16 protein-coding genes are annotated in these 12,987 nt (G+C 32.0%); 9 read left to right on the forward strand and 7 right to left on the reverse strand.

Annotation, left to right across the window (positions count from 1 at the left end):
* The first annotated feature begins 7 nt into the window (after window positions 1-7).
* Both GFO_RS18055 and GFO_RS07445 read left to right on the forward strand, forming a co-directional pair.
* Window positions 8-760, forward strand: coding sequence for a peptide-methionine (S)-S-oxide reductase (locus GFO_RS18055; RefSeq protein ID WP_011709469.1), 753 nt, complete (start codon window positions 8-10; stop codon window positions 758-760).
* 403 nt (window positions 761-1,163) lie between these two features.
* Complete coding sequence (locus tag GFO_RS07445; protein ID WP_011709470.1) at window positions 1,164-3,131, forward strand: DUF2779 domain-containing protein; 1,968 nt, start codon at window positions 1,164-1,166, stop codon at window positions 3,129-3,131.
* 20 nt (window positions 3,132-3,151) lie between these two features.
* On the opposite strand, the gene GFO_RS07450 is transcribed toward GFO_RS07445, so the two are convergent.
* From GFO_RS07450 to GFO_RS07460, 3 genes are all read right to left on the reverse strand, one after another.
* Window positions 3,152-4,348, reverse strand: coding sequence for an IS256 family transposase (locus GFO_RS07450; RefSeq protein WP_011708903.1), 1,197 nt, complete (start codon window positions 4,346-4,348; stop codon window positions 3,152-3,154).
* Between the two features lie 197 nt (window positions 4,349-4,545).
* Entirely contained in the window at window positions 4,546-5,403 is an 858-nt protein-coding gene (locus GFO_RS07455; RefSeq protein ID WP_262489192.1) for an IS3 family transposase, read from the reverse strand.
* A complete protein-coding gene (locus GFO_RS07460) occupies window positions 5,400-5,675 on the reverse strand; it encodes a transposase (protein ID WP_011708813.1) in 276 nt (91 codons plus the stop codon). Before GFO_RS07460 ends, GFO_RS07455 begins: the two co-directional genes overlap by 4 nt.
* Window positions 5,676-6,094: 419 nt before the next feature.
* On the opposite strand from GFO_RS07460, the gene GFO_RS07465 reads away from it, so the two are divergent.
* The 6 genes from GFO_RS07465 (at window position 6,095) to GFO_RS17245 (ending at window position 10,238) form a co-directional block, all read left to right on the forward strand.
* Window positions 6,095-6,736: a WYL domain-containing protein gene (locus tag GFO_RS07465; protein WP_011709471.1), complete on the forward strand. Its 642-nt coding sequence runs from the start codon at window positions 6,095-6,097 to the stop codon at window positions 6,734-6,736.
* A 102-nt stretch (window positions 6,737-6,838) separates the two neighbouring features.
* On the forward strand, window positions 6,839-7,108 hold the full coding sequence (locus GFO_RS07470; RefSeq protein WP_011709472.1) for a multiubiquitin domain-containing protein: 270 nt from the start codon (window positions 6,839-6,841) through the stop codon (window positions 7,106-7,108).
* Between the two features lie 6 nt (window positions 7,109-7,114).
* Window positions 7,115-8,290: a ThiF family adenylyltransferase gene (locus GFO_RS07475; RefSeq protein WP_011709473.1), complete on the forward strand. Its 1,176-nt coding sequence runs from the start codon at window positions 7,115-7,117 to the stop codon at window positions 8,288-8,290.
* Complete coding sequence (locus GFO_RS07480) at window positions 8,277-8,696, forward strand: ubiquitination-like system serine protease family protein (RefSeq protein WP_011709474.1); 420 nt, start codon at window positions 8,277-8,279, stop codon at window positions 8,694-8,696. Before GFO_RS07475 ends, GFO_RS07480 begins: the two co-directional genes overlap by 14 nt.
* Window positions 8,697-8,709: 13 nt before the next feature.
* Complete coding sequence (locus tag GFO_RS17810; protein WP_011709475.1) at window positions 8,710-8,850, forward strand: hypothetical protein; 141 nt, start codon at window positions 8,710-8,712, stop codon at window positions 8,848-8,850.
* A 965-nt stretch (window positions 8,851-9,815) separates the two neighbouring features.
* Window positions 9,816-10,238, forward strand: coding sequence for a hypothetical protein (locus GFO_RS17245; protein WP_011709477.1), 423 nt, complete (start codon window positions 9,816-9,818; stop codon window positions 10,236-10,238).
* Window positions 10,239-10,252: 14 nt separating this feature from the next.
* On the opposite strand, the gene GFO_RS07490 is transcribed toward GFO_RS17245, so the two are convergent.
* The 4 genes from GFO_RS07490 to GFO_RS07505 all read right to left on the reverse strand — a co-directional run bounded on the left by GFO_RS07490 (window position 10,253) and on the right by GFO_RS07505 (window position 12,476).
* A complete protein-coding gene (locus GFO_RS07490; RefSeq protein ID WP_011709478.1) occupies window positions 10,253-10,768 on the reverse strand; it encodes a DUF4251 domain-containing protein in 516 nt (171 codons plus the stop codon).
* Between the two features lie 15 nt (window positions 10,769-10,783).
* Window positions 10,784-10,981, reverse strand: coding sequence for a hypothetical protein (locus tag GFO_RS07495; RefSeq protein WP_041250054.1), 198 nt, complete (start codon window positions 10,979-10,981; stop codon window positions 10,784-10,786).
* A 73-nt stretch (window positions 10,982-11,054) separates the two neighbouring features.
* Window positions 11,055-11,909 (reverse strand): formate/nitrite transporter family protein, encoded by an 855-nt coding sequence (locus GFO_RS07500; protein WP_011709480.1) that lies wholly within the window; start codon window positions 11,907-11,909, stop codon window positions 11,055-11,057.
* Window positions 11,910-12,026: 117 nt separating this feature from the next.
* On the reverse strand, window positions 12,027-12,476 hold the full coding sequence (locus GFO_RS07505) for a nucleoside deaminase (RefSeq protein WP_011709481.1): 450 nt from the start codon (window positions 12,474-12,476) through the stop codon (window positions 12,027-12,029).
* 190 nt (window positions 12,477-12,666) lie between these two features.
* Between GFO_RS07505 and GFO_RS07510 the strand changes: the two genes are divergently transcribed.
* Window positions 12,667-12,966: an HPF/RaiA family ribosome-associated protein gene (locus GFO_RS07510; RefSeq protein ID WP_011709482.1), complete on the forward strand. Its 300-nt coding sequence runs from the start codon at window positions 12,667-12,669 to the stop codon at window positions 12,964-12,966.
* Window positions 12,967-12,987: the final 21 nt, after the last annotated feature.

Raw genomic sequence — 12,987 nt, forward strand, 5'->3', positions numbered from 1 at the left:
TCCTAAGATGGCAGATCTTGAGAAAATAGGACTTGGTGGTGGTTGCCATTGGTGTACTGAGGCTGTTTTTCAGGCACTCCGGGGAGTTGTGAAGGTAGAGCAGGGTTATGTTAGCTCGTATCATGAGAATATAAGTTTCTCTGAAGGTATAATTGTTCATTTTTTGCCTTCTGAAATTTCTCTGGACATCCTGATAGAGATTCACTTACGGACTCATAAAAGTACTTCTTCCCATAGCATGCGTCAAAAGTACCGATCGGCGGTGTATACTTTTTCTCAGGAACAAAGTGAAAAATCTAGTCAAATTTTGAAAAAACTACAATCTAAATTTGAAAAGCATATTATTACAGAGGTATTGTCTTTTCAAAAATTTCGGGCATCACGTGAAGAAATTCAAAACTATTACCGGAATGATCCTGAAAAACCTTTTTGTAAAAAATTTATTGACCCTAAACTGGAATTTCTGAAAAACAAATTTTCTAAAAACTTAAAACCTTCAAGCACTCAATTTGTAAGAGATATATTAAATAATTTTCCGATAGGATATTCGGAAGTTTGGTATTTAGGTAAACGATATGGAGTGAGTAAAACGGAATTTAATAATGGGAATAGTACTAAGTTATATGCTGAAGAATTAGGAGGGAAAATTTTTATTAGTCTAAATTTCTACAAAACTCAAAATTCAATGCTTTTAAAACCTTGTGAGATGCCGGTAGATAAAGTGTTACATTTTTTAGGGCATTTTAAAATGTTAGAATAGTTTTATACCTAAAGCCGTTGCTTCTAGATCTATGCAAAATAGAACAGAAAAAGTTCTATTCGCCATTTTACTCATATACATATTTAAACTATAATGTACCGCATTATGTTACTTTGCTTTGGTAAAAGCGAAGTAATAACTACAATATTTCTTTAAAAAAATCTTATCAAATGCCTTTTTTACAATGTTAATGGAACACTTTTTATGCGACGACGTTAGGAGGGAAGCATAATGTGTGTGGAATGGTATGTTTTCCTTTATTTCAATACGGTTTTCCGTAATATATTACTTGTTAAAATTCTGTATATTTGAGTATTACATTTTGCTATGTGTAATTCTACCCTACAGAATATTATCTAATCGCTCTAAATCTAAACTAGAGTAAACTAATAAAAGAAAAAGTATGAGAGTTCTTTCAAAATCAAGATTCAAATTAGGGCTTGAATGTCCAAATAAACTTTTTTATACCAATAATAAGGAATACGCAAATACTAAAAATGAAGATTCCTTTTTAGAAGCATTGGCTCAAGGAGGTTTTCAAGTTGAAGAACTGGCAAGAATGCACTATCCTAATGGCATTTTAATTGAAGGAAATGACTGGGACTACCAACTTTTATCGAACCAAACGAAAGAATTATTAAAAGAAGAGAACGTTATTATTTATGAAGCTGCTTTTTTAGTAGATGGATTATTTATTAGGACTGATATATTAGTTAAAAAAGGTAATAATATTGAGTTAATAGAAGTTAAGTCAAAATCATTTACACCAGATGATGATTATATATTTATTGGTAAAAGCAGAAAAATGTTAGCTGGTTGGAAACCATATTTATTTGATGTTGCTTTTCAAAAATATGTAATGCAATTATGTTATCCAGACTGGGATATTAAGTCTTTTATTATGATGGCTGATAAATCTAAAAAAGCGAGTATAGATAGTTTAAATCAATTATTTAGGATTAGTAATAAAGAAGATAATCGTACTGGAATAATTAAAAAAGTAAATTCATTAAATGAAACTGGGAATTCAGTTTTGGGAAGAAAAAACATCACTGATATTATTGCAGAAATTGAATTAAATAAACATTTATACCATAGTAATTTAGATTTTAAGAAATCTATTAACTTATTTAAAGAATTATATAAAAATAATGAATACGCTAATTGGCCTACTACTTTTAGTGCCTGTAAAAAGTGTGAGTTCAAATCATCTAATAAAACTAATCAAGATTTAAAATCTGGTTTTAGAGAATGTTTTAGTAAGCAGCATAATTGGAAAGAAAAAGAATTTAATGAGCCTAATACTTTTGATATTTATGACTTTCGAAAAGGAACAAAACTATTTGATGAAGGAGTTTTTTTTAAAAAAGATCTTACGGAAGATAGTATTGGATTAAAAGAAGAAGCCGAAAAGCTTACAACATCTCATAGACAATGGTTGCAAATTGAAAAAGAAGTAAATAATGATGATACTATTTATGCTGATATTGAAGGTCTGAAAAAAGAAATTGATAATTGGAATTATCCTTTACATTTTATTGATTTTGAAACAAGTACTGTTGCATTACCTTTTAATAAAAATCTAAGACCATATGAACAAACAGCTTTTCAATTTTCACATCATATATATTATGAAGATGGAACAATAGAACACGCAAATGAATATATAAATAATATAGCAGGAGTATTTCCTAATTTTGAGTTTATTAGAGCCTTACAAAATGCTTTGGGAAATGATAATGGAACAATATTTAGGTATTCACACCATGAAAATACAATTCTAAATGCTATATATGTTCAATTATTGGACTCAAATGAAAAAGACAAAGATGATTTAATAACTTTCATTGAAAACATTTCTCACTCTAAAAGAGATAGTACTATAAAATGGCAAGGGGAAAGAGATATGGTAGATTTATGGGAAATTGAAAAACGTTATTATTACAATCCTATTACAAAAGGTTCTAATTCAATAAAAGCTGTTTTACCAGCATCACTAAATTCTAGTAAATATTTAAAAGAAAAATATTCAAAACCAATAAATGAAATAAAAATTACAAGTAAGAATTTTTCTAAAGAACATATTTGGTTAGAAATTGAAAATGATATTGTAAAAAATCCCTATGAAATGTTACCTCCAGTTTTCCAAGATTGGAGTGAAGATGAAATAGAAAAAACATTATCTGAAATAGAAGGTATTGCAGATGGTGGAGCAGCATTAACAGCATATGGTAAATTACAGTATACAGATATGGAGCAAGCCGAAGTAGATAAAATAACTTCTGCCTTACTAAAATATTGTGAACTAGACACTTTAGCAATGGTTATGATTTTCGAACAGACACTGTCCCGTAAAGTGTGTAAAGTTTAAATAACAGGGGTTGGACTTTTTTAAAGTCTGACCCTTTTTTCATAGATCGTAAGGAACTGATTTAAAATAATGCCCCAGTTCCTGATAGGCATTGACCACTTCTTTGTAGCTTCCCTTGTAGCCAAATATACAGATTTCATTACTGCTTCATCAGTAGGGAAGGATAATTTGTTTTTAGTGTATTTTCTTATTTTTCCGTTCAGGTTTTCAATAAGATTGGTGGTATAAATGATTTTCCTGATCTCCAGTGGAAACTCAAAGAACACGGTAAGATCTTCCCAGTTGTCCCTCCAGCTTTTGATGGCATAGGAATATTTGCTCTCCCATTGTGCTGCAAAATCTTCCAGGGCAGCTTTGGCGGCCTGTTGGTTGGGAGCATTGTAAATATGCTTCATATCAGCGGTAAAGGCTTTTTTATCTTTCCAGACCACATAACGGCAAGCATTCCTGATCTGGTGCACCACACAGATCTGGGTTTTAGACGCTGGGAAGATATTTCTGATGGTATCGGTAAAGCCATTGAGGTTATCGGTAGCGGTGATCAGGATATCTTCGGTGCCCCGTGATTTTATATCGGTAAGTACAGACATCCAGAAAGCTGACGACTCATTTTTTCCCAACCAAAGCCCCAGGACTTCTTTCTTTCCATCCCTGCGAAGCCCGACTGCTATGTACACCGTCTTGTTGATTACCTTGGAGTTCTCTCGAACCTTGAAGACAATCCCATCCATCCAAACGATCAGGTACACAGGCTCTAAAGGTCGGTTTTGCCAGGCCACAATATCTTCGGTTACTTTCTCGGTAATCCTGGATATGGTGGAAGTAGAGACTTCAAAATTATAGACCTCTCGAATTTGCTCTTCAATATCACTATTGCTCATTCCTTTGGCATAGAGCGAGACAATCACGTTTTCAATGCCATCGACCATATTGCCACGCTTGGGTACAATCATAGGAGTAAAGGATGCTTCACGATCCCTGGGGACCTGGATCTGGGATTCACCAAAGGAGGTGCGAACCTTTTTCTGGCCATAGCCGTTACGGGTATTAGAGTTACCAGACTTCTGGCTTTTGTCATAACCTAAATGACCATCGAGCTCTCCTTCGAGCATTTTTTCAATACCACGCTTTTGCAGTTCTTTTAAGAAGCTGTTGAGCTGATCTCCACTTTTGAACTGCTTTAAAAATTCATCGCTAAATAAATCTTCTTTTTTCATACTGTGTAAAATTTAAAATTAGACAAAAAAATAACAGGGGTCGCGACCCCTGTTATTTTCTATTTACACAGTTTATGAGATAGTGCTTTCGAACACTTTAAAGAACTTATAGATTCCATTTAGATTATGCCAAATAATGAAGTACCCCCATTTATTAGGACAGCTTAGCTGCTAAATTAAGTTCTATTTTTCATTTATTAGGCAGCTTTTCTTTCTTGTTCTAAATATCGGTTAAGGGGTATTTCATTTTCTATTCCCTGATGTCTTCTTCGATGGTTATAAAAATCAAAATAGTTTTCTAGTTGTTTGTAAAGATCTACTCCAGATTCTGGCGGATTGAGATAGATGCTTTCATATTTCACACTTCTCCAGAGGCGTTCTATAAACACATTATCTATAGCCCTTCCTTTGCCATCCATACTGAGTTTAATGTTCTTAGAGAGTACACTATGAGTAAAAACCTCCGAGGTGAACTGACTTCCCTGATCAGTATTGAGTATCTCAGGCTTGCCATGTACGTCAATGGCTTCTTCTAAAGTTTCTTTACACCACTGGGCATCCATGGAATTGGATACCGACCAGTTGAGTACATAGCGGCTATGCAGGTCGATGATCGCTACCAGGTACATAAAACCTTTCCGCATCGGTATGTAAGTAATATCGATTGCCCAAACTTGATTGGGACGATCTACCTTCAAGTTCCGCAACAAGTAAGGATATACCTTATGTTCTTTATTGCGTCTGGAGGTATGCTTCCCAGGCATAATGGCCTGAAGCCCCATCACTCTGGAATATAAACGCTCAATACGTTTTTTATTGATCGTATATCCTTTATCCATCGTAAGCCAGGTATGCATCCGCCTGGCACCTTTAAAGGGATGATCGGTATAATGTTCATCCATCAGGCGCATCAGTTCTAAATTGAGCGTGCTTTCTCCGCGGGGTTTATAATAAATTCCGCTGCGGTGGATTTGCAATAGCCTGCATTGTCGCTGTAGGCTGAGTTTTGAATGATCCTTGCTTATCATTGTTCTACGCTCCTTTAAAGGTTTTATCGCAAGGCGTTTTTTAAAAAATCATTTTCCACTTTTAGCTCCCCAATTACTTTAAGGAGTTGGTCTTTCTTTTCCTCTTCTTCTGATTTCTTAGACTTACTTCCTTTAGAAAAGACCGCATCAGCATCTTTTAAAAATTCTCGTTTCCAGGTACTGATTTGTTGCGGAGTGATTTCAAATTTTTGTGCGAGTTCCTGAGTCGTTTGACGCTCTTTTAGCGATTCAAGGACTACTTTCGTTTTGAACTTTGAGGTGAATTTTCTTCGTGTCATAATACAGTAAAATTAAAGTTATTTTTGAACTTAACTTACTGTCCTAATTTTAGGGGGATGATCATAATAAAGAAGCTTTAAAAAGATATAGAATTATTCATAGCGTACTTAGAAGGGGAGGTAAGCATAAATCAAGTAGAATTACGGAAATATGTAACGAAGCTGGTATTCCTGTTAGTATCAGAACTATACAAAAAGACTTAAGTGATTTAGCAGAAGATACTGAACTAGCTTTATTTCTACCTATAAAGCAAGATAAGAGTACAAAAACTTATTATTACGAAGTAATACCTGAAAATATTTTCCCTTCCATTGAGTTAGAAAAAGAGGAAGTTAATGCATTATTATTCTATGCTAAAACAATTAGACAATACAAAGAATACCCAATCTTTAATGAGATTTCTAATGCTGTAAAGAAGGTGATTGAAAATTCAAATATTTCTCCTAAAACTAAAGAACTTTTTGAAAAAGAAACTTTATTAGAGACAGAAAATCATCATCACATTAATGGAATAGAATTAATAGCAGACATACTAGATTCAATAACTAAAAAGAAAGTTATTGAAATTGAATATCAAAAATTTGATGGTAATTCTAAAGTTCATAAAATCAAACCTATTTTATTGAAGGAAGATAAACAAATGTGGTATATATTGGGAATAAATATTAAATATAATAGATTAATAACTTTTGCATTAGATAGAATAATTGATATAACAGTTACTAAAGAAGAGTTTGATACTATTGAATTTGATAGTTTAGAATATTTTAAATATTCCTTTGGAATTACAGTTTCTGATGACGAACCTATAGAAGTTGTAATTAATTTTAATCCAAAACAAGGAAATTATCTTAAAACACTTCCTATTCATAATACTCAAGAAATTATAGAAGATAATAACGAAAAATTTATTATTAAGGTAAAAGTAAAGCCATCATATGAATTTTATTCAAAAATTTTTAGCTATGGTTCAGATGCTACAATTATATCTCCAAAGCCAATTATAGATAGAGTTTTAAAGACTTTTGAAAAGGCCGTAAACAAATATAATTCCAATTAATTATTAAATAAATTGATCTTTTTTTAATGGCGCAAGTAGGTTGCGCCATGTTGTTATTTATTTGTACCATAAATTATTGTTTAATTCCAAAAAAATAAAAAAATGGATAACAAATTAAAAAAAGAAGACAAAAAAAAGATGGTAACTATTATAGTTAATGGTACACCATATGAAGAAGAAAAAAATGAGATAACTTATGAAGAAGTAGTTACACTAGCATTTTCTGATTTCCCTCAACACCCTGAAAGAACTTATTCAGTTACTTATGAAAGAGGACAAGGAAATAAACCTACTGGAATTTTATCTCCAGGTGGAAAAGTTAGAGTAAAAAAAGGAATGACTTTTAAAGTTAAACATACTGGACAATCTTAAATTGAAATGATAGTAAGTTTAGCAAAAAATAATGAGGATATTGATAGATTACTAAAAAAAGGGTATGCTTTATCAATAGATAGCAATCATCTAGTTATTAGAGATATACCTTATATAGACAATAATGGAAACCTTCAAATTGGTGCAATAGTTTCAATAGTAAATTTTATTAACCAAAATAAAATGAGCATGAGAGACCATCAAATATTTTTTTGTGGTAGTCCTCCTTATGAATTGAACGGAAAACCAATTAGAAATCTTGGTGGTGGTGCAACATCAATTCATTTGACATCAAAAGATTTAGTTGTGCAAAGGTCTTTTTCTAACAAACCTCCAAGTGGAAAGTTTAAAGATTGGTTCGAAAAAATTGAAAATTATGTTACCATAATTTCTGGACCAGCTATGGATAAATTTGATGCTAATCCTTATACTTTTAGAGTAGTTGATGAAAATTATAAGTCAGTATTTAAATTTAGAGATACTCTAACAAGTAGGGCAGAAATAGGAGAGTTAAGTGCTAAACTTGAAGAAGATACAATTGCTATTATTGGTCTGGGAGGAACAGGTTCTTACCTTTTAGATTTTTTGGTAAAAACTCCAGTTAAAGAAATTAAAGGGTTTGATGGAGATTGGTATCATGTTCATAATGCATTCCGTTCCCCAGGAAAATTAGATGAAGAAGAATTAGGTAAAAGAAAAACAGAGGTCTATAAAAACCGTTATCAAAATTTCCGTAGCAATGTAAATATTTACTCAAATTATATTACTTGTGATTCAGAAGATGATTTGACTGGAGTTACTTTTGTTTTTGTGTGTGTTGATAGTGGAGATTCTCGAAGAGAAATATTTGATTTACTTGTAAAACTAAAAATTCCATTTATAGATGTAGGTATGGGATTAGATAAAGATACTGGGTTAGTAAGTGGCACACTTCGTACTACATATTTTCCTACTGAATCTGCACAAAGCATTATAGATAAAAGGCTAGCTCCATTAACTGATATTCCCAATGATGTTTATAAAAGTAATATTCAAATTTCAGAACTTAACGCTTTAAATGCTTGTTTAGCGGTTATAAAATATAAACAAATAAGAGGTTTTTATTTGGATGACAATTCATATTTCCACATGTTATTTAACGTTGATGGAGTAAATTTAGTAGGGGAGAATGGGAAAAATTAAATTATTAAAAGTTGAATATTTACCAAAAGACTTAGAGCAAGGAATACTATATGTTTCTGAAGAATTTGGTATAGCTGGTCATTTGTGTCCATGTGGTTGTGATAATAAAATAATGACTCCATTAGACCCATCTGAATGGTCTTTCAAAGAAATAACTAATAAGCCAACTTTATATCCTTCAATTGGTAATTGGCAATTGCCTTGTAGGTCACACTACTGGATTACTAATGGAAACATTGAATGGTCATATGATTGGAGTGAAGAGGAAATCATTGCTGGTCGTGAAGCAGAAGCAAGAAAAAGAAAAGCCTATTATGATGATTTAGAAGCAAAACAGACTAAAAAATCAATTTTTAGAAGAATTTCAAATTGGTTTTTAAAATTAATATTAAATATTAAAAATTAATAAATAGAAAATTATGATTACAATCGAAGCAATTAAACCTGGTCCAAAACCTAAAAAGGATGATGGCTCATTAGACAAAAGAAGGAGAGTTACTCCCGACAAAAAGAAAGATTATCCACCATTAAAAAAGCACAAACACAAAAAGGGCGATTAACCTTACAAATGAGTTAATTAAAGTAGTTTTGTCTAAACATTATGTTAAATAGAATTTTAAAAACGGCCTCATAAAATTTTGGTGAAAACAATAGGAGAAATGAGCGTCCATATTTTAGGTTATTAGTACTAAACACTATTAAAACCAACTACTTTAATGCTTATTAAGAATGGTATTAATAGTTACAATGTTTCCTGAAATATAGCGAATGAGCCGTTAATTGTTTCCAAAATTATATGCAGCCTTGATTTTTTCTTTCTTTTGCATCAAGGCAAAAGATAATGCAAACAAGAAAAGAAAGTTAAATTGAAATGCTACATAGAACAAGTGTATAGAAATTTATTTTTCTTAAATTTTATACTCTTGTGGCAAACTCATGAGAATCGTCTGATTTTTTTTTAACGGACATTTCCTCAAATACGCGATTTTTAAATGAATCTAAAAGGTTAGCTTTTTTTTGGCGTTGGCAAGCGATGGATAATTGTGTGTAGAAAAAAATGCCTGAGCATTTTATTTATACAAAACAATCGAGCGTTTGGTAGCGGCAATTTTACATAATGACAAATTATAGTTACAAATGATTAGCAGGATTATGAATCTACGAGAATCGCATATTTAAAATTTTAATGACCCAAGTACTGAATATTCTTATAGAAATAGAATGTTTCTGGGATATTTTAAATAATAAAGAATTATAGCTTACGAATGAAAACGTGCACATCAGACTAATTCTTCATATCATACATTTGTACTATAATTTATATTATGTAAAATAGAATATTTTAAATAGCACTCTTCCTTTTGTCCCTCATTAACTTAAAAATTGAATGTAAATAAAATGATTATTAATATATCTGGTTTTACACTATAATAATTCATTAAAAATAAATGCATTACCAATAACTTTAGGTTCTGATTATTAGTATATTAGATATAATTTTATATTTGATTCTAGTTAAATATCAATGCAAACACATCCAAACTCTGTACTCAATATTGTTCCTGATGATTCTGTAAAAGAAATCCATCATCTTGATTTTGGTGATATTATTTTTTTGGATCAAACAATTATTACGGAATTATACGAAGGTATTACGTACGGCTGGGAACAAGCCAGCCAGGTAATTGTTCTGGCTGAAAAGTCATATGGACAAGATTTTTATGTGAATTATATATCTAACCGTTTACACGATTATTCCGTAGTGGCACAGGATTGGTCTAAATTCTTTAAACAAAACCGCCAGTTAAGAAGTTTCTGCATAGTTACTCACAGTAAAACCGGAACGACGAACATAGCCGTTGAACGTATATTTTATAAGGAAGGTAATATTATGCATTTTACAGATCTATCTGAAGCACTTAAATTCACAGGGAATTTAAAAAATTAATAACGCAAATTACACTAAAAGTCTTCTTCACTCTTGATTTCAGAAATTTCTCCACGAAAGGAAATAGTGGAACGTTCAGAAGTGTTTACTGAAGTGTTCACGTTCTTATTGGGAAATAATGTAATTATAAAATCCAGGTCCTCCCCGTTTTGGGAACCTCTGAATTCTAATAAAAGTCTGGCTTTATCAGTCTGTTCTGTTATCTTAAGATCCTTAGCGATGCCTTTATATTTTATTCCACCTTCATTACCGTATGATGATCCCGAATATCTAATTCCGAAGAATGGGAGAAATACATCTACGCTATCTCCTTTGAATTCGATGAAATTTGTATTTCCAACAATATTCACATTACCACCGATAGAGGTATTTGCAAAATCATTAACTATCTTAAAATTACGTGCCGATACTAATGATTTTAGATCTTCATATTCCCTCAATTCAGTAGCTGAAGGGTCTTTAGTGCCAGCACATGAATACATTACGATGAAACTTAAAACAATAAACGTTATCGCAAAGATCCTTTTCATTTTATTGCTCTTATTCTATTCTTCATCATCACTAAGAGAATCTAGCGTATCCTTAATTGCTTCATTTTCTTCCTTAGAAACCTCATTTTGTTGCTTCTTTATTTTTAGATTTCCATCACCATCTTTCTTCAAATTATCATCCTTTTCATGAAAATTAGAAGGTCTTCCTGCATTTTTCTGCCAGTCGGCTTGCTTATTAGTATCGTCAGACATAATCTTTGTTTTTTTCTAATTTAGTGATTTGTATAGCCTACAACGTTAAGTTTAAAATTCATTTAACAACGAATTAGGGTATTTTCACATTAAATATAAAGGCTCTGTATTTTAATAGTGCTACAAAAATAGTCGCACCAAGGGCATTCCCAACTAAAGCTGTGATCAGCGTTTTTAAATAGATAATAAAGTCGATTTCCGGTGAAACCAGCATACCGGCAAATATTTCAATATGACCAATGATACTATGGTGTAAACCTGTAAATCCCATGACAGCGGTAATTATATAAATGATAAAGATCTCTCCGGTCGTTTCTTTTGAAGATGTTACCAGCCAACTAAGTAATCCCATAAGCCAACCTGCAAGAATCGCACTTACCAGGATTGTAGTTATATCATAATCTACAAAATGTTCCCCAACTTTGGCAATGGAATTTATATCGAATATGCCTAATTTTGGTCCAACCCAGGATAAAGTGAGTGCCATGAGCATCCCTCCTATCAGATTCCCAAGGATTACTATTCCCCAAATTCCAAATAAACTAAGAATGCTTCTTTTCTTATTTAATACCGGAAGGGTTAGCAGGGATGTTTGTTCAGTAAATAAAATAGATTGTCCCAGTACCACCATGATAAAGCCTATGGGATAAACCAGGGCGATAAGTTTAAATAGTGTTTCCTCGGCTACTTTTCCTTCAAAATAAAAGAAAACCGAACAAATCATAAGGAAACTAAAACCTATTTCTAATCCCGCAGTAAATGAACTTAGAAGAATACTACTTTTGCTTCTGTCATAAGTCTCGCAACCTTCAATGATTTGTTCTTTTAAGATCTCCCCATGAGATTTAGTCTTCGTGTCATCATTGCTGCTATCAGACTTTTCTAACTCTTTGTCTACTTCTTCCTGTTCTATTTCGTCTTTTTCCAATTGCGTCTAAATTTCTATAAATATATACTTAAAATAAAAAATCCGGAAACAGGAAATTGCTTCCGGACTAGTTTGATTTATTAATTCTAATTCAATATTAAATTTCTCTGCATTTAATTAAGACCATAATTGTACTGCTTTATCACGACATAGCTGTATCATTTTGAATTCCTGATGTCTCTTATCTGCATCTGTCTTGTAATACATATCGCTATATTTAAAACCATATTCCTTTGCATCCAAAGCAGAAGCTCCATAATAGATATTATCAAAATCTGCCCAATACGCTGCTCCAAGGCACATCATACATGGCTCACAGCTGGTAAAAAGGACACAGCCCTGAAGACTACTACTATTTAGTTTCCTGCAAGCTTTTTGTATAGCTCGCAATTCAGCATGTTCGGTACAATCTTCTTTAGCCAATACTTTATTACAGGATTCAGCAATAATTTCATCTCCTTTTGTAATTACTGCGCCAAAAGGACCACCATTATCCATATCTCTGCCTTCACGGGCAAGATCTATTGCCCTACTCATCATTTTCTTTTGTAAATCCTTTATTTTCATAATACTACAAAATTACAGTTTTCTCTGAATTTTACTGGCTATTTCACAGTATTCAGCATAAGATTAAGTACATTTTAAGGTTCCAATATGTAAGTCTAAAAATACTATTAAAACTTTGCCAAATCTAGCCTAAGAGGCTTGGTAAGCCCTTAAGAAATAAGTTTATTTAACTAAATAAAAAATCGATAATATGGAGACTATATTTGAATTTGTGAATATTGATAAAAGTGAAAATCTGGAAGCTTTTACCCAGAAAAAATTAAATAAACTTGAGACTAAATATGATTGGATCGTAAGAGCCAATATTTTTTTTAAAAGAGACGAAAATAAAAAACCAAACGGATATATTACTGAAGTAAGATTAAGTGCTCCGGGACCTGAGATATTCGCTCAATCGGATGAGAATTCTTTTGAAGCTTCAATTGCTGAAACTACTAGGGATCTGGATAGACAATGTGAAAAGCGTAAAGCTAAAATGAGTACGCATTAAGCTTATTATTTATAGATATAG

The sequence above is a fragment of the Christiangramia forsetii KT0803 genome, assembly GCF_000060345.1.
GTDB classification, from domain to species: domain Bacteria; phylum Bacteroidota; class Bacteroidia; order Flavobacteriales; family Flavobacteriaceae; genus Christiangramia; species Christiangramia forsetii.